Source organism: Microcoleus sp. MON1_C1, from assembly GCF_036701945.1.
In the GTDB taxonomy this organism is placed as follows: Bacteria; Cyanobacteriota; Cyanobacteriia; order Cyanobacteriales; family Microcoleaceae; genus Microcoleus.
Genome location: NZ_JAUBRO010000034.1, coordinates 1 through 16,896, shown reverse-complemented (window position 1 = coordinate 16,896; position 16,896 = coordinate 1). Strand labels below are relative to the sequence as shown.

General features: G+C 46.9%; 14 protein-coding genes. 8 read left to right on the top strand and 6 right to left on the bottom strand.

Features of this window, described 5'->3' with window-relative positions; translation table 11 throughout:
• Nucleotide 1: 1 nt before the first annotated feature.
• The 4 genes from QUA62_RS19285 to QUA62_RS19270 form a co-directional block, all read right to left on the bottom strand.
• Nucleotides 2-871, bottom strand: coding sequence for a phycobilisome linker polypeptide (locus QUA62_RS19285; RefSeq protein WP_333284692.1), 870 nt, complete (start codon nt 869-871; stop codon nt 2-4).
• 193 nt (nt 872-1,064) lie between these two features.
• Nucleotides 1,065-1,880 carry a phycobilisome linker polypeptide gene (locus QUA62_RS19280; protein WP_333284690.1) on the bottom strand — a complete coding sequence of 272 codons (816 nt, stop codon included), beginning with the start codon at nt 1,878-1,880 and terminating at the stop codon, nt 1,065-1,067.
• A gap of 148 nt (nt 1,881-2,028) precedes the next feature.
• On the bottom strand, nt 2,029-2,517 hold the full coding sequence (cpcA, locus tag QUA62_RS19275) for a phycocyanin subunit alpha (protein ID WP_006631256.1): 489 nt from the start codon (nt 2,515-2,517) through the stop codon (nt 2,029-2,031).
• A gap of 102 nt (nt 2,518-2,619) precedes the next feature.
• Nucleotides 2,620-3,138, bottom strand: a complete 519-nt coding sequence (locus QUA62_RS19270; protein WP_006631257.1) for a phycocyanin subunit beta — start codon at nt 3,136-3,138, stop codon at nt 2,620-2,622.
• Nucleotides 3,139-4,489: 1,351 nt separating this feature from the next.
• Between QUA62_RS19270 and QUA62_RS19265 the strand changes: the two genes are divergently transcribed.
• The 7 genes from QUA62_RS19265 (at nt 4,490) to QUA62_RS19235 (ending at nt 14,783) form a co-directional block, all read left to right on the top strand.
• Entirely contained in the window at nt 4,490-7,309 is a 2,820-nt protein-coding gene (locus QUA62_RS19265; protein WP_333406046.1) for a cation-transporting P-type ATPase, read from the top strand.
• A 300-nt stretch (nt 7,310-7,609) separates the two neighbouring features.
• Nucleotides 7,610-8,863 (top strand): DNA replication/repair protein RecF, encoded by a 1,254-nt coding sequence (locus QUA62_RS19260; RefSeq protein ID WP_333406044.1) that lies wholly within the window; start codon nt 7,610-7,612, stop codon nt 8,861-8,863.
• A gap of 148 nt (nt 8,864-9,011) precedes the next feature.
• Nucleotides 9,012-9,410, top strand: a complete 399-nt coding sequence (psb27, locus tag QUA62_RS19255) for a photosystem II protein Psb27 (RefSeq protein WP_333178376.1) — start codon at nt 9,012-9,014, stop codon at nt 9,408-9,410.
• Nucleotides 9,411-9,884: 474 nt separating this feature from the next.
• Entirely contained in the window at nt 9,885-11,528 is a 1,644-nt protein-coding gene (locus tag QUA62_RS19250; protein ID WP_333219677.1) for a family 10 glycosylhydrolase, read from the top strand.
• Between the two features lie 265 nt (nt 11,529-11,793).
• Nucleotides 11,794-12,690, top strand: a complete 897-nt coding sequence (locus QUA62_RS19245) for a polysaccharide deacetylase family protein (RefSeq protein ID WP_333406042.1) — start codon at nt 11,794-11,796, stop codon at nt 12,688-12,690.
• Between the two features lie 118 nt (nt 12,691-12,808).
• The gene (locus QUA62_RS19240) at nt 12,809-13,432 is read left to right on the top strand and encodes a restriction endonuclease subunit R (protein WP_333406040.1); all 624 of its coding nucleotides are present in this window, start codon (nt 12,809-12,811) and stop codon (nt 13,430-13,432) included.
• Between the two features lie 73 nt (nt 13,433-13,505).
• Nucleotides 13,506-14,783, top strand: coding sequence for a bifunctional sterol desaturase/short chain dehydrogenase (locus QUA62_RS19235; protein ID WP_333406038.1), 1,278 nt, complete (start codon nt 13,506-13,508; stop codon nt 14,781-14,783).
• A 129-nt stretch (nt 14,784-14,912) separates the two neighbouring features.
• On the opposite strand, the gene QUA62_RS19230 is transcribed toward QUA62_RS19235, so the two are convergent.
• Nucleotides 14,913-15,512 (bottom strand): glyoxalase-like domain protein, encoded by a 600-nt coding sequence (locus tag QUA62_RS19230; protein ID WP_333406036.1) that lies wholly within the window; start codon nt 15,510-15,512, stop codon nt 14,913-14,915.
• A gap of 120 nt (nt 15,513-15,632) precedes the next feature.
• Here QUA62_RS19230 and QUA62_RS19225 point away from each other — a divergent pair, with 120 nt between their 5' ends.
• Entirely contained in the window at nt 15,633-16,037 is a 405-nt protein-coding gene (locus QUA62_RS19225) for a gamma-glutamylcyclotransferase (protein WP_333406034.1), read from the top strand.
• Between the two features lie 20 nt (nt 16,038-16,057).
• Here QUA62_RS19225 and QUA62_RS19220 read toward each other — a convergent pair whose 3' ends face one another.
• Complete coding sequence (locus tag QUA62_RS19220; RefSeq protein ID WP_333406032.1) at nt 16,058-16,798, bottom strand: response regulator transcription factor; 741 nt, start codon at nt 16,796-16,798, stop codon at nt 16,058-16,060.
• Nucleotides 16,799-16,896: the final 98 nt, after the last annotated feature.

Below are 16,896 nucleotides of genomic sequence, written 5' to 3'. Positions count from 1 at the left end.
ACTAAATTGGAGTAATGCTGGCGATTTTCGCGCCCAGGCGTTGAAATTTCTGCAGTTGCGAGGACAAATCCTCAACAGGTACGATGAAAGCCTTGCTGCTGCGGCGCACGCTAGGATAGCCGCCCGTGCGAATGCCGGAAACTTCCACGCGCACCAGCCGCCCTTCTTTGCCGTAAGCTGCAGCGCCGCCGAAAGTGCTGCTGGGAGTTACGTTTCTGGCAGAAGGCCGATATGCCCAACCTTCGTTACCGCCGGAGGGACCGACTACAGGCGTAGCGGTGTTAGTGCCGAGTTCGACAGCTAAGCGAGAGTTATTGCCTTCTAGTTGAGATGTATCGCTGTTTGCATAGCCGCGATACAGGCGAAACATCCGGGTAAAACCAACGGTTTTTTGACCACGCTGGGTGTTAAAACCGCGGTAGTAAGGCACGATACTGTCGCCGAAGTTTTCTTGATACTCTACTGAATCGATGTAAGAATCAATATCAGCGTCGTAGCCTTGTGTTTGGTACAAATCTAAGTGCTCAACTACTTCAGATTCGTCGTAGGGAGCCCGACCGAGCAAGTGTTTGTAGTTTAGTTCGATCGTCCGAGTTTGGAAGCTGTTGTAGAAAAACTTGGTTTTGTACAGTTCTGACTTAGCTACAGCGCGTACAAATTCTCGTACCGTCAAACTGCCGTCCCGCAGCAAAGACTCGGAACTTGTAAGTCGATCGGATTTCATTAAATAGTCGTTGCCCAGCACCTGACGGTAAACCGCACGAATCACAGTTTCAACGTCGTCTTTGCTGTAGTTCGGGCGCAATTCTACCTTCGGCGCATCGCTCAATGCGGATGTTCCCAGTCTGGACGCTGCTGTTGTAATCGCCACCAGATTTCCTCCTAAATTATTAATGACAAAAGTTTAATGCTTGGTTGCACTTGAAATTTTTAGGACTAAGGATAATATGCCTCAAAGTAGGGTGTGCACTGCACACCTTACCTATACACATAAAATTGAAGAATTTTTTAGCCTTAGTCCTAATTTGCTAAAGACGTTTCAAAAAAACGTCAATACACAAACTTTAAGCTGTGGTAATACTTACCACTTTGCCGCCACGTTTGTTGATTTGCTGCAAGCGGCTCGAAAGTTGCTCGTAAGGCACGAGATATTCGGTAGTAGTCCGCCGCACTTGGGGCGAAAAATTAGCCGAACCTTGCATTGCGGTGACTCGGTAGAGCTGGTCGCGAGAACCGCCGGATGTGCCGCCAAGGGCTTTTCCGGTGGAGGCCGTGTATATCGGCGAAGCCATATTTCTCGCTACTTCCCAAGTCAGCCGGGCTTGGGTTTGGTTTTGCGATCGATCGCTAGAAGCAAAACCCCGGTACAGTTGAAACATCCGGTTAAAACCGACGGTTTTTTGACCTCTTTGAGTCGCGAAACCGCGATAGTAAGGCACTATACTTTCGCCAAAATTTTCTTCATACTCAAGCGAGTCAATGTAAGAATTAATTTCAGCTTCGTAGCCTTCTGCATTGTACAAATCAACGTGGAAAGCAATTTCCGACTCGTCGTAAGGAGCGCGGCCCAACAAATGCTTGTAGTTAAGCTCGATTAACCGCGTTTGCGAGTTCGGATAAAAAAACTTTTTCCGATAGGTTTCGGAATGTGCAATTGACCGCACAAAATCTTTCACTGAAATCTGCCCTTGCTGCAGCAGAGATTCAGCACTGGTAAGTCGTTCGCTCGACATTAAATACTCATTACCGAAAACTTGGCTGTAAGCAGCGCGAATTACTGCTTCCACATCCTCTTGCGTCCAGTGGGGGCGCAGTTCTACCCGTCCGGCTTCTTCAAATGCTTTTATTCCCAAACGTTCTGCTGCACCTAATCCCGCCATTTTTGCTTCTTCCTTTTTTGCTTTAAAAATTGAAAACTGCTTAAAAAAGTATTTGCAAAACTAGGCTTGGATCGCAGATGCCCGGAATTGTAAACAACCGCTAACACTTAAGCTAACAGCAGCTTACAATTCCGGGCATCACGCAAATCTAGCTTAGAGCGTTGATTGCGTAGTCGATGTAGGAATTCGCTTCAGTTGCAGCGTCGCCACTCAGACCGTGGTTGCCTTTGATGTACTTGAGAGCTTCAACGTACCAGCTAGGAGACAATTCAAATGTCCGGTTGATTTCGTCAACACCTGCAATCAGGTACTCGTCCATCGGACCTGTGCCGCCTGCAACTAAGCAGTAGGTTACCATCCGGAGGTAGTAGCCGATGTCGCGAGAGCACTTCGCTTTACCTGTTGGGGTAGAAGCGTAGTTGGGGCCTTGCATTTGTTGGGTGTACGGGAATTTGTTGTACACAGCTTGAGCTGCACCGTCGATCAAGCGCTGAGAATTGGCGGTCAACGCTTTTGCTGCTTCCAAACCTGCTGCTGCTTGGCGGAAACGGCCGAAGGCGACTTGTAGTTCAGTGCTGCTCAGGAAACGGCCTTGAGAATCGGCTGCTGTTACTGCTTCAGTCAAAGGGGTTTTCATTGTTCTGGTTTCTCCCTAATGTTGTGTTGTTTTTGTACAAAAATGATTGTTTGCAAAAATGCGATGCTCGCTTCTTTACAAGAAAGGTTCGCTTGGCTATTTTTAGCCGACTGCATTAGCTGCGCGGTCGAAGTAGCTGCCGATTTCAGACATCAGCGAGCTGCAATCACCACGGGTAACACCGTTGGGGTCGTTAGCGATCGCGATCGCTGCTTCCTTCATTTTTTGCACGCCGGCTGCAACTGAGCCACCGGGAACTCCCAGAGCTTGGTATGTTTCACGCAGACCGTTCAAGCAGCGGTCGTCCAAAACGCTGGCATCGCCTGCAAATGTTGCATAGGTCACGTAGCGCAAGATGATTTCCATATCGCGCAAGCAAGCTGCCGCGCGGCGGTTGGTGTAAGCATTGCCACCAGGAGCGATCAGTTGCGGCTGTTCGGCGAACAGGGCGCGAGCTGCATTGGCTACGATGCTGGATGCGTTGCCGGTGATGCGGTTTACTGCGTCAATCCGCTTGTTAGCGTCGGAAACCATGCCGCTGAGAGCATCTAGTTGACCCTGAGCTAGAAATTCGCCCCGAGCGTCAGATTGGGAAACCACTTTTGTAAATGCGTCAAACATGAAAGAACTCTCCTATTTGAGTTAATTGAGTTTGGTTGCGGTATAAAACCGTTAAGTTAAATTTGTTCAGGCTACGAGTGCCTGCAAGGGTTGAAATTTGATGCCAGCTACTCTGCTGGTCCCATCGATCTCTCCCTTTCCGCTACCTGCACTATTGTTACATTGCAACGGAGGTTTAAGAAACCTTAGAAAATTTTACACCTTTTATGAGATGCGACAAACCTTGTCAATCAGGGTTTTTGTTAACTTTGGCCTGTCGTTTCAACCCTCTGATAATCTTTATACAATGCTCGCCTGCGTTTGTTTATTACAAATTATTACAGAAACTTATCTCTCTAAGAAGGTAAATCTCGGGAGGGCAAGTGCGGGCAAATCTCCTTCCTCGGGTAGATGCGGGGTTGTCCAAATAAACGCAGAGTTTGCTTCGATCGCCCTGCTGTGGCGGTAGAACCGCCCGGAACCGTCCCGTGGCCCGATAGCCTTTGTTGGCTTTCTCTGGAAAAGCCGAATTGTTAAGAAGTATTAAGTAAATTAAAGTTTTCGTAAAAGAAGGCTGGGGGAATAGGGAAAAAAGCAAAAATTCTGCCCGATGTCAGGATGGCTGCAGAATTGGGTGTGGGCAAAATCCAAAAGATTGGGAACCCGCTCGCCACAGCCTCAGCTTTTGCCGGAAATATCAGCATTTAGTGACAAAACTCAACCGTTGGAAGTTGAAAGACCGGGCCCGGTCTTTCATAACGCGGGGATGCTTGCTCTGGGGAGTCAGTGGACTTGACCCCAGAGCCAGCCGGCAGCGGTTGCAAAAAAACTTTCTTCATCTATATGTTCTATGTTCTGCTTCCCACAGGCTAGTCGCACGGAAGGGTGTGGCAAGCTGAGCATTGTCGATGGTGAGAAAACCAACAGAGGCGATCGAGACCTGTCGCCGCAGCGCCATTTTTCTTTTAACATTAAACAATGCAAAATAGATGAGTTCGGATACAAGCGTTTTATGACGTTTTTTTTAAGGTAGGTTTTAACCTGCGGCGCACGGTTGCATCCCCGTAATAAAATCACTCTTGCTTTCAGCTTCTTTTCTGTGTAATAGCCGAAGGAATTGCTAATTTTTAGTAGTAAGGTGGATAGGTGCTATCAGCCGTAGGTATACAAACGGCGCGATCGAGCCGCCAGACGCAGTGAAGTTAAAAGCTTTTTGCTTCCCCGGCATCGAACCGCCCAAAACGAGTCCCAAGTTAAACAGTTTTTGATTCAGAACTCAAAACTTAAAAGTCTCTGGCTGTAATCAGCCACATCCATCGGCTGTAGCTTTCCGGCCTGATTCGCCTAATTTCCCCATGCGCGATCGTAATTTATGTCTTCAACTTCTCCCTCTTCTTGGCACACCGTAGCAATTGACAAAACTCTCCAGCAGCTAAGCAGCAACAAAGAGGCTGGCTTGAGCAGCCAACAGGTGTCAGAACGCTTGCAGCAATACGGCCCCAACGAACTCGAAGAAACAGGAGGCCGCAGTCCGTGGTCGATTTTTGTCGATCAGTTCACCAACATCATGTTGTTGATGCTGATGGGTGTGGCCGTGATTTCGGCTTTTTTGGACATTCGGTCGAATACTTTTCCCAAAGATGCGATCGCCATTTTTGCGATCGTCATACTCAACGGCATTCTCGGGTATTTCCAAGAGCAAAGTGCTGAAAAAGCCCTCGCAGCCCTCAAAAACCTCGCTTCTCCCCTAGTCAGAGTCGTGCGGGACGGCAAAACTTCGGAAATAGCAGCCAAGGAACTCGTACCCGGAGACGTGATGCTGTTGGAGGCTGGGGTAAAAATAGCAGCAGACGCACGCTTGATCGAAACATCAAATCTGCAAGTCAGAGAATCTGCTTTGACAGGAGAAGCTCTAGCAGTAACCAAGCAAGCTGATCTAGAACTTGCCGAAGATGCTTCCTTGGGCGATCGACTCAACGTGATTTTTCAGGGCACAGAAGTTGTTCAGGGACGAGCAAAGGCGATCGTCACCAACACCGGAATGGAAACTGAACTGGGCAAAATTGCCGCCATGCTTCAGTCAGTAGAAAACGAACCGACTCCCCTGCAACAGCGGATGAGCCAGTTGGGAAATGTTCTAGTCTCCGGTGCCCTAACCTTAGTCGCAATAGTCGTCATCGGCGGCATGATTACCTTCCAAAACGGCGGCATCGGGTTCGATACCAGCAGGTTTGAAGATTTGTTAGAAGTTTCTCTGAGCATGGCTGTGGCTGTGGTTCCCGAAGGACTCGCAGCAGTCGTGACAGTTACTCTGGCACTCGGAACTAGGCGGATGGTGAAGCGAAACGCCCTGATTCGCAAACTGCCTGCGGTAGAAACTTTGGGCTCGGTAACTACCATTTGTTCTGACAAAACAGGTACTCTGACTCAAAATAAAATGGTAGTTCAGCTAGTGTCTACGGGCGACTGCACAGTCGCCGTCGCAGGCGATGGCTATGCCCCGATCGGAGATTTTAGCGATCGCCTGACATCGGCCAAAATTAATAATTTAGAGGAATATCCAGAACTCGAATCTTTATTAATTGCCTGTGCAGTTTGCAACGACGCAGTATTGCAACAAGAACAGCAAGAATGGCAGATTTTAGGCGACCCCACAGAAGGAGCTCTGCTGTGTGTAGCGGGAAAAGCAGGCATTTATAAGGATAAACAGTCTCAATTGCTGCCGCGGACGGCGGAATTTCCTTTTTCTTCCGAACGCAAGCGCATGAGCGTGATTTGCGAAGTGCCCGGCCGATCGGGAAATTCGGGATTTCCCGCAGCAGAAGGACAGCAGCCGAATTATTTGATGCTGACCAAAGGCTCTCCAGAGTTGACTTTGGAGCGCTGCAAAGGCATTATAGTCGGCGATCGAGTACAACCTTTAACGCAGGAAATGCGCGATCGCATCCTCGCCGAAAACAACAACATGGCAAGCGGCGGTTTGCGAGTCCTCGGGTTTGCGTACAAACTCTGGGAAAACGTGCCGCCCGAAGGTTCTGAGGAAACCAGCGAACAAGACATGATTTGGCTGGGACTCGTCAGTATGCTGGACGCCCCGCGCCCGGAAGTGCGGGAAGCAGTGGTGAAGTGCCGCAATGCTGGCATTCGGGTGGTGATGATTACAGGAGACCACCAGTTGACAGCAAAAGCCATCGCCTACGATTTAGGTATTGCTAAAGAGGGCGATCGAGTTCTCACCGGTCAAGAATTAGAAAAGCTCAGCCAAGAAGAACTCAAACAGCAAGTCGAACAGGTTAGCGTTTACGCCCGCGTTTCCCCCGAACACAAATTGCGAATAGTCCAAGCTTTGCAAAGTTGGGGCAAATTTGTCGCGATGACCGGCGACGGAGTTAACGACGCCCCCGCCTTGAAACAAGCCGATATCGGCATCGCTATGGGGATTACCGGCACCGATGTCAGCAAAGAAGCTAGCGATATGGTGCTCCTCGACGACAACTTCGCAACTATTGTCGCCGCCGCTGAAGAAGGGCGAGTGGTTTATAGCAATATTCGCCGCTTTATTAAATACATTTTGGGCAGCAACATCGGCGAAGTTTTGACAATTGCGGCCGCACCTTTAATGGGTTTGGGAGGAGTGCCGCTGACGCCGCTGCAAATTTTGTGGATGAACTTAGTAACAGACGGCGTTCCCGCTTTGGCGTTGGCTGTGGAACCGGGGGAACCGAACGTGATGAAAAGGCCTCCTTTCAGTCCGCGAGAAAGTATTTTTGCGCGGGGTTTGGGTTCTTACATGATTCGGATCGGGATTATTTTTGCAATTTTGACGATCGCGATGATGTCCTGGGCTTACGGATATACTCACTCTCCCGGACACGGAGATCCAGATGCTTGGAAAACAATGGTGTTTACAACTCTTTGTTTGGCGCAAATGGGTCACGCGATCGCAATTCGGTCTAACACTCAGCTAACTATTGAGTTAAATCCCTTCACTAATGTTTTTGTGTGGGCGGCTGTAATTGTGACTACTATTCTGCAATTGATGCTGATTTACGTTCCGCCGCTGAGAGCATTTTTTGGGACTCATTATTTAACGGGGTTTGAGTTGCTAGTTTGCTTCGGTTTCAGCGCTCTGATGTTTGTCTGGATTGAAATGGAAAAACTGTTTTTGCGCTTTTACAAAGCTAGAAAATAGTGTTAATAATGGCTAAGGCATACTGGTTGATGTTTCCTTATTAGCTAGAGCGCTCGCTTAGCACTATTCTCAACATTCGCCAGGGTGTAAAACCCCTGGCCTCCAGCGAAAGTCATCGCTATGAAGACTAAATAGATTGTGTCACAATAAAACATTTATTACTTCGTTATAATGTCATTGCGAGGGCAACGCTCGGCGAAAATCGCAATCGTAAAAGCGCTCGGTGGCCAACCTGTAAGGTGCGCCCGGTCGTGCACCCCACGATGAGTGTATTACCAATAATTACCAATTACTAATAGTATGTATTTAAAAACGCTGCACCTACGGCAGTTTCGGAACTACTTCGATCAAAAGGTAGCGTTTGACGCTCCCAAAACCATTTTAGTAGGAAATAACGCGCAAGGAAAATCTAACTTGTTAGAAGCGGTAGAGTTGCTTTCTACCTTAAAAAGCCACCGGGTAGGGCGCGATCGCGATTTAATACTCGACTCAAAGCCGATCGGGCAAATTGATGCTACACTCGAACGTCAAACCGGAGCAATCGACTTAGCTTTAACTCTTCGCTCTGGGGCGCGTCGAACGCTGAAGATCAACGGTGAACCGCTGCGCCGCCATTTAGACTTTTTGAGCGTCTTAAATGTAGTGCAATTTTCTTGTTTGGATTTGGACTTAGTGCGCGGCGGGCCCGAAGGAAGGCGCAATTGGATCGATCGCCTAGTCATCCAGTTAGAACCGATTTACGCTCACATTTTGCAGCAGTACAACCAAATTTTGCGCCAGCGAAACGCTTTGTTGAAACGTTCTAAAGAAATCAGGAAAGCGGAATTTTCCGAAGGTTTTGACAAAATGCGATTTATTGCACCCGAAAGTTCCGAACCGGAAAATACAGAAGACTTCCCAATCCCCAATTCCCAATTCCCCATTCCCACTTCCCAATTCCCAATTCCCAGTTCGGAATTAGCTTTGTGGGACGCGCAGTTGGCGACAGCGGGCGCTCGCGTTATCCGCAGGCGCGATCGAATTTTGGAGCGTTTGATGCCTTTAGCTCGAAATTGGCACCGTTCAATTAGCGGTTCAGGAGAAGTTTTAGATGTGAAATACGATGCTAATATTGAAGTAGGGGCGGAATTAATCGCTAAAGATAATCTCGAAGGAGTGCGACAAGCATTTTTAGAGAAAATTCAAAAAAGGGCGATCGCAGAACAGTTTCAAGGAACCACTTTAGTCGGCCCCCACCGCGACGATATTACATTTACAATTAACAATACTCCAGCTCGTCAATACGCATCTCAGGGTCAGCAGCGAACTCTAGTATTAGCCTTAAAATTAGCCGAATTGCAGCTTATTGAAGAAGTCGTCGGCGAAGCGCCTTTACTGTTGCTCGACGACGTACTTGCAGAACTCGATTTGAGCCGCCAAAATCAACTTTTAGAAACAATTCAAGAACGATTTCAAACTCTGATTACTACGACTCACTTAGGCGCTTTTGACGCTCAGTGGCTGCGACAAACCCAAATTCTATCCGTCGTTGCTGGACAAATCAATCGATTGTAGATTGTAGATTGTAGATTTTAGATTGACAAATTTTATGTTTCATGGTAATGGTACAAAAAAAATGGAGAAGTTGGCATTATTAGCTCAATTCGAGATAGGATAAAGGTTAATTTTGATTGCCTCTTTCGCTTCCTTTTTTCTAACCCTTATGAAGCATTACATTTCCCGTCTGTTAGCCCTGGTATTAGTTGTTGTCATCGGCGTAGCGGGCTGTACCAATGTTCCAGCCACTCTGAGTGGAGATTATGGCCAAGACACATTAGCATTAGTGAACAGCTTGAGAACAGCGCTCACTTTGCCAGAGGGCACGCCGGAAAAAGCAGCGGCTCAAGCCAAGGCTCGCACAAGTATCAACGATTTTTTTGCTGAATACCGCCGCGATCCCGCTCTTACCAAGCTGGCATCTTTCACGACAATGCGGACGGCATTAAACTCTTTGGCAGGACATTACAGTTCCTATCCAAACCGTCCCGTTCCTGAAAAATTGAAAAAGCGTCTTGAGTCAGAATTTCAGCAGATTGAAGCTGCTCTTAACAGAGGAGCTTAATCTCAAAATTTAGGATCGAGGAGAAATTTTAATAATTCATCTTTCATCCTTGATATTTGAGTGTTAACAATTTTTAGTAGAAATATCAACTGCTTTTAGCGCCCACTGTACCCAGGCGCTTTTTTATGCAGAATTTAGGGAAAAAATCCTGAAAAATCGAACTGGATATGATATCAAATCCGGGCTTTTTACCCCCTTTATTTTTGAGTCCGCGAAGGCGAGTGCCTGCGCGCCAACTGTTAGGCAGAGGAAAGTTTGTATAACATAGCAGCGGTGGAATCACCGAGTTTTATCTTACCCGATCGCCCTTATTGAATTTAAATTGCCGCCAGATAGAATTTGCATTGTGCGATCGACTTGTGCCATAACTAAGTCAACCGAAAAAAGTAGAAAATTTGTAGCTGCTTGTTGAGCGCGATCGCATTTTTGCGATCGCCACCCAATTTAAACCAGAAAACCCCATTCCATTCTCCCATGAAAATTGCACCAACTCGCATCGCGAATTTTCAACACCAGCGACGCTTTTTAAGTGCGGTAACTGCTGTTTTAACCAGTAGCTTCATCAGCCAGCTTGTTTGGCCGTTTATCGGAAATCAACCAGCTTTTGCCCAAACATCAGCCTACTGCCAATTATCCCAAGAACAGGTCAATCAAAAAGAAGACTTGCGCCGCGCCGCGCTGTCGGGAAAACGGGAATCTCAGCAAGCATATTTTGCTGTTTTGAACAAACACGCGCGGGAAATAGCAGAATGCCGCCAAAAAACTTGGCCGGAAACCCAAGCAGTTTGGCTGCGTTTGTATCCCTGCGATGTCAGACCCGGAGAACTCGATCGAGTATTAGACAAAGTTGTGAATAAAGGCTACAACCAAGTCTATGTTGAAGTGTTTTACGATGGTCAAGTGCTGCTACCAGTCGCAGACAATCCTACGGCTTGGCCTTCTGTTTTGAGAAATCGCGGTTACGAGAAATACGATTTGTTAGAAAAGGCGATCGCCAAAGGCAAACAGCGAGGTTTAAAAGTTTACGCCTGGTTATTTACCATGAACTTTGGCTATAGCTATGCTCAGCGTCCCGACAGACAGCAAACCCTCGCTATCAACGGTAAAAATCAGACAAGTTTAACAGTAAGTGAAGAGGCAGCAATTAACGAGGACTTCGGAGAAGTTCCGGGCAACCAAGCCTTTATCGATCCGTACAACCCACAAGCACGGCAAGACTATACTTTGTTAGTAAATCAAATAGTCAAGCGCAAGCCCCAAGGAATGTTGTTCGACTACATTCGCTATCTACGGGGCATCGGACCCGCTTCAGTGGCTACCAAAGTTCAAGACTTGTGGATTTACGGCCCAGCATCGCAGCAAGTTCTTTTGCAGCGGGCTAACAATCAGCAAGGGCGAGATTTAATTCAGCGGTATTTGACTAAGGGATTTATCAATCCTAATGACGTTCAAGCAGTAGTCAAACAGTATCCAACTGAGCGAGAACCTCTTTGGCAAGGGCGAATTCCGCAGGCGATGTCAGTAGCAACTCCACCTTCTAGAAGGGAGAATGCCGCATCAAGATCGGCCTCAACAACTCCCGCCGCTAACAAGCCAAACGCTGCAACTGCCACACCAAAACCGACACCGCCGCTTCCCGATACTGGCATTCTGCAAAAAGATTTGTGGAAACTGAGCGTTGCTCACGCAGTCCAAGGGATTTTAGATTTTTTGGGGATAGCAATTCAACCAGCTCAAAGGATGGGAATTCCTGTAGGAGCGGTGTTTTTTCCCACTGCAAATCAAGCCATAAATCAAGGGGGATATGATTCGAGATTGCAGCCTTGGGACACCTTTCCGGCTGCAATGGAATTCCACGCCATGTCTTACGGAAATTGCGGCGATGTAAGCTGCATTGTGCCACAGGTCCAGCGAACAGTGAGTTTAGCACCTGCGGGAGCGAAAATTATTCCTGCCATTGCTGGAGATTGGGGAAAACCTCTGAAAAATCGGCCGTCTTTGGAGATTCAAATGCGGGCAATTCGCTCGGCGACGCCGCAAATTAATGCGGTGAGTCATTTTGCTTTTGGGTGGCAAGAACCCGAGGATGAAAGGGCACGGCAAACTTGCCGATTGTAGATATTCCTTGACAGATAGGGTGTCATCACGTTGTTTTATTGTCGCGGAAAGAGCCTGAAAGTGTAGATTTTTTATTAATAAGAAACCGGGTTTTGATAGCGGAAAGGGTGGCTAGCCACGATTGATTTGCCTAAAAAAACCCGGTTTCTGCCTAAGTCTAGCTTTAGTGCGATCGACGTTTGGCAAAAAAAAATAATTTACAAAATTTTTAAGCTAGCAGAACAATCAGGCATAATGAGATTGTTCAAAATAACTCCTATATCGGATGAGTCGCAAAGGCAATAAAAAACGGGGTCTTAAAACCGTTATACTTATCGGATTGAGCATCACAATTTCTCTGTTGTCGGAAAACAGAAAAACCGCCAATTCAAATCCGTTAATACCGATCGCACCAGTTGAAAATCCCCCGCCAAACCTGCTGAAACCCCGAAAACTAAAAACACCCCCTTCTCCCCCCGCAACTCCCTCTCCCAAACCTCCCGAACAACCTTTAGTCTTCGCACCGCCCGCGCAATTTCGCAGCCAAATAGTTTATAAAGCAAGTATTAACAACTCAAAAGTTATCGCCCTGACATTTGACGATGGCCCTTCGCCTGAAACTTTGAAAATATTAGAAATTTTGCAGAAACATCAAGTTGTGGGTACATTTTTCTGTTTGGGTGCAAATTTGCGGGAGTATCCAGAAATTGCGAAAAGAGTTGTGCAAGCGGGAAATGCGATCGGCAACCATAGTTGGCATCACTATTCTCACAATGTTACCGAAAAAACAGCATCAGATGAAATAGATAATACTGGGGTTCATATTTCTCGATCGACTGGGGCCAAAAGTTTCTTGTTTCGCCCTCCCGGCGGCCGCTTAAATAACGGTTTGGCAGCTTACGCTAAAAAGAAAAATTATGTAGTGGTGATGTGGTCGATCGACCCTAAAGACTTTCTGCAACCTCCGGCCGCTGCGATCGCTCTTACCGTGCTATCCCAAGCGACATCGGGGGCGATCGTATTGTTGCACGACGGCGGCGGCAATCGCCAGCAAACAGTCGAGGCGCTATCTGCAATTATTCCCAAACTCAAACAGCAGGGATATCGTTTTGTAACCGTGCCGCAATTGCTGGAAATGCAAGCCACGCAAAAACAGCGAATTGCCGATCGCAAATCCCCATAAACAGACATCTCAGCCAAATCTGCTTTATCTGCATTTCATCTGCATTCATCTGCGGTCAACAATCAGAATTCTGCTAAACTTATTATTAATAACGATTAAAAACTTTATTAATATCATAATGCAAAAACTTCAAGCAAGAGATATCAACCTCCGCTATCTAATCGATAACTTCGGCTTGCAGCGAGTTCGCAACAGTGAATTTTTCCGAGAATGGCAAGAAAACTTGCCCGACGTAACAGACTCAGAAAAACAATTGCTCGATCGCGTCCAAGACATATACTTCAACTTGGTAGACACCCCGCCTGTATTGGACAATGCCGTCAAGCTAACAATCATCAGCCCTATTTTGTTTATTGCCGGTCTGTATGAGTCTCCTTTTCAAGTCAAAGCCGAAAAGTCGATATCCATTCAAGAGGAAGACGAAGGCAGAATCATCGAAGGCAGAATAGATATCCTAATTATGAAAGCAAACTTGTGGGTGACAGTAATTGAATCCAAACAACTTTCGTTTTCAACTGACGAAGCACTTGCCCAACTCCTGACATATATGCTGGCAGATCCCAATCCTGAAACTCCTACTTTTGGAATGATTGCCACAGGTGCTAACTTCAATTTTGTCAAGTTAGTTAGAGGGGAAACTCCCCAGTATGCGCGATCGGCTGAATTTGTTATTTCCAATCCAGGCAATGAATTGTACCGGGTTTTGCAGATTTTAAAACGCCTGAGTCAACTTCCAGACTAGCAATAAAAGCCATTTTGAGTTATCTTTCAAAGCAGACAATATCTAATATCTCAAATTTCAAACTGGTGCGAGCATGGTAAATTACTGGATAGTCGGCGCTTTGGCAATAGCTTCTGTCTGCTGGGCAGAAATAATACGAGACTTTTATCACGTCGTGTCCCATTATTGGGCACCCCTGCAAAAGCTGCACACTTGGCATCACCGCGTTTTCCGCCCTAATTTGACCCCCGTCAGCGAGACTATTTACAAGCAAGCACACTGGCGTCACGACGTGCCCGAAGGTGCGGCGATGATGGTTTTGGGCTTGTTGCTGTGGGTTGTAGCTTATTTTGGGCTGCCGGAATATCACTGGGGCGCAGCAGCGGGTTGTATTTATACTTTAGGCTTTTTGTTGAGCGCGATCGCCCGCGCGTGCGGCATCAAAGGCGCAGACGAATTAACCGACATCACCCACCAACCGGGAGATTTCCTTACTCCCCCTGGCAAGTGGTTAGTTAATAAACCTTATCACTGGCGGCATCACTTCGACAATCAAAATGCTTACTATTGCGGTACTTTCACCTTAATAGATAAACTTATGGGTACAGCACTTTCTCTCAAAGGCAAAACTGTAGCCGTCACCGGTGCATCGGGAACTTTAGGTCGTTCGCTTCTCAAACACCTGCACAAAGCTGGTGCAAAAGTAATCGCCCTCACCTCTGGAAATGAGGAAATTACTTTGGATGTAGACGGCGAAAATTTACCTGTAAAAACCGTAACTTGGCAAGCTGGCCAAGAGGCAGACTTAGCCCTATTGTTAGAAAAAATTGATCTTCTCGTCATCAATCACGGGATTAATGTACACGGAGAAAGAACAGGAGAAGCGATCGCCAACTCCTACGAAATTAACACTTTTTCCGCGTGGCGGCTGATGGAACTCTTTTTCTTAACAGTCCGCACTAACGAAAACATCGCTTGCAAAGAAGTCTGGATCAACACTTCCGAAGCAGAAGTAATTCCCGCTGTCAGTCCCCTGTACGAACTCAGCAAACGCGCCCTGGGAGATTTAGTCACCCTGCGCCGGTTAGACGCACCCTGCATCGTCCGCAAACTAATTTTAGGGCCGTTTAAAAGCAACTTAAACCCGATCGGCATTCTGTCTCCAGATTGGGTAGCGCAGCAAGTTGTCAAACAAGCTAAAGCCGATGTTCGCAATATCATCGTGACAATTAATCCTTTGACTTTTATTGTTTTTCCAGTCAAAGAGTTTTTTGTTTCTCTCTATTTCCAACTCTTCAGCCGGAAAGCGATTTCAGAGATTAAAGCAGCGGCGGTTTCGGAAAAATCTAGCGTTGAATCTAAGATTAATTAATGAATAAGAAACCCGGTTTTTTAGATAAACCGGGTTTCTAACTTGGGATGTAATACCCCTTTGATTCTTTTGTCCCTCTCTGCAGAGACTAAATTTTGTGTACGATCGGTTTCAAAAGCCGAGTCTTATCTAATTACTAACCTCAGCCATTTCAATGACCAGGCCGTCGTAATCCTTGACCAAAAAATTCAGCGGCTTTTCCCGGCGAATTTTATAACTAATGCCGCGAGTTTGTACCCTCATCAATAGCTGATCCAAACATTCGCGATCGAAACAAACGTGACGCGGGCGATTTTTTTCCCCTACACCGGCCCCGCTAATAATGTGCAGTTGGGTATTTTTCATCAACTGATACCACAAACCATCCGGACTCCCCATCGTTTGAGAGCTCGTTGCCCTCCCGACATTCGGCGACAAATACAGCGGATCGATACCAGTTGTCCCCAAAGTTTGCTCGTAATTGTAGTAGTAGTGCAGCGGCACTTCTGCTACGGGCAGGTTTAGCATACCTTCATAGAATTCCCTCGCTTGCCCGAGATCCGATACCATCACCGTGTGTACCTTCGGAGCACTGGTGAGAAACATCCACATCGCCCCCGCATAGGCGGCCAGCAGCATTACCATAATCCCTTGAGTCGAAAACAAGCTGTCCAGGGGCAGGGACGGCAAAAAAGAGCTCAAGTACAAAGGCCGAAGTCCAAAAGCAATAAAACTAACTGCTAGAGTCATGAATTATAAGAAAGGGTAAACAACGAAATTTATCAAGATTGCAGTCGCGATCGCCCGCGAGACTTAAACTATTAGCTTAGCCATCTATGTTAGCAAAAACTAGCGGTTAAGCCCTACCCGATGAAAGTCTTTGTATACGGCACTCTCAAACCGGGGGAGTCCAACTACCTCCGCTACTGCGAAGGAAAAGTTGTGGATGCTTGCCCCGCGATCGCCCGCGGTCAACTTTTTGCCCTGCCGATCGGCTATCCTGCGATGATGGCCGGAGATGGCACAGTCTGCGGTTTTCTCCTCTGTTTCGCAAGCTCGGCTATTTTGGACGATTTAGACCGACTTGAAGACTATCATCCGCTGCGGGAACCGACACAAAACGAATATCAGCGACAGGAAATCGAAATCTTCGATCCACAGCTCAAACCTTTAGGCACGGCTGGGGCATACTTCATGTTACCCGATCGCGTTCGTTCCCTAGGAGGCATCTGGCTGCCCCACGGCAGGTGGGAAAATAGGTTTTTCACCAAATAAGGTGGTTAATGCCGATGAGCTTAGGAAATTGCCATTGCCGTGCGATCCTCTTCGAGGGCTTCGCTAACGGGCGACTCGAACCTGTAACCGTAACCCCGAATAGTTTTAATAAACTGCGATCCAGTAGCATCAACTTCCATCATTTTCTTGCGAATCTGACCGATATGTACGCTAACAACTTTCTCTTCTCCTGTATCGTCGCAGTTCCACCCCCAAATTTTTTCGATTAGCTGTTGGCGACTCCAAGATTGACCGGAATGACTAGCCAAAAAATACAATATCTTAAATTCCAAGGCTGTTAACTTGATAATGCGATCGTTGAGTGTTGCTTCCCGGCGCGCTGAATCGATCGCGAATCCATCGAATACAATACGTGATGGAGTCACAGGCCTCATGGGTCTCAACACAACTTCTATACGAATTGCCAACTCGGCCAAACCAAAGGGTTTGCAGATATAGTCATCAGCACTTGCGGACAGGACTTTAATTTTATCCGCTTCGTCTGTACGGCTGCTTAGCATTACCACAAAAACATTAGTACGGCGCTGCATTTCCTGGCAGAGGTGATAGCCTGTAGTATCCGGCAAATTCCAATCAAGAATTACTAGCAGTGGCTTGAATTTTTCAAACAATGTTAAAGCCGTCTCGCCATCTGCTGCCGAATCTACTTGATATTTCTGATTTAAAAAGCGATGAACTAGATTGCGGATGGCTGCGTCATCATCCACAACGAGAATCTTGGGAGTAGTATCAGTAGTCATCACAAAAAAGTTTCTTTTTATCGGGACTTAAACAATAAATCAGAGATAAGTAAGCTATAATGTAAGTAGGGTAAGCATTTAACGTTCCCGTCACACCC

What these genes read in the sequence shown, in the direction of transcription:
- QUA62_RS19280 (WP_333284690.1), bottom strand. Translation starts at nt 1,880, where the DNA reads ATGGCGGGATTAGGTGCAGCAGAACGTTTGGGAATAAAAGCATTTGAA.
- cpcA (WP_006631256.1), bottom strand. Translation starts at nt 2,517, where the DNA reads ATGAAAACCCCTTTGACTGAAGCAGTAACAGCAGCCGATTCTCAAGGC.
- QUA62_RS19270 (WP_006631257.1), bottom strand. Translation starts at nt 3,138, where the DNA reads ATGTTTGACGCATTTACAAAAGTGGTTTCCCAATCTGACGCTCGGGGC.
- QUA62_RS19265 (WP_333406046.1), top strand. Translation starts at nt 4,490, where the DNA reads ATGTCTTCAACTTCTCCCTCTTCTTGGCACACCGTAGCAATTGACAAA.
- QUA62_RS19260 (WP_333406044.1), top strand. Translation starts at nt 7,610, where the DNA reads ATGTATTTAAAAACGCTGCACCTACGGCAGTTTCGGAACTACTTCGAT.
- psb27 (WP_333178376.1), top strand. Translation starts at nt 9,012, where the DNA reads ATGAAGCATTACATTTCCCGTCTGTTAGCCCTGGTATTAGTTGTTGTC.
- QUA62_RS19250 (WP_333219677.1), top strand. Translation starts at nt 9,885, where the DNA reads ATGAAAATTGCACCAACTCGCATCGCGAATTTTCAACACCAGCGACGC.
- QUA62_RS19245 (WP_333406042.1), top strand. Translation starts at nt 11,794, where the DNA reads ATGAGTCGCAAAGGCAATAAAAAACGGGGTCTTAAAACCGTTATACTT.
- QUA62_RS19240 (WP_333406040.1), top strand. Translation starts at nt 12,809, where the DNA reads ATGCAAAAACTTCAAGCAAGAGATATCAACCTCCGCTATCTAATCGAT.
- QUA62_RS19235 (WP_333406038.1), top strand. Translation starts at nt 13,506, where the DNA reads ATGGTAAATTACTGGATAGTCGGCGCTTTGGCAATAGCTTCTGTCTGC.
- QUA62_RS19230 (WP_333406036.1), bottom strand. Translation starts at nt 15,512, where the DNA reads ATGACTCTAGCAGTTAGTTTTATTGCTTTTGGACTTCGGCCTTTGTAC.
- QUA62_RS19225 (WP_333406034.1), top strand. Translation starts at nt 15,633, where the DNA reads ATGAAAGTCTTTGTATACGGCACTCTCAAACCGGGGGAGTCCAACTAC.
- QUA62_RS19220 (WP_333406032.1), bottom strand. Translation starts at nt 16,798, where the DNA reads ATGACTACTGATACTACTCCCAAGATTCTCGTTGTGGATGATGACGCA.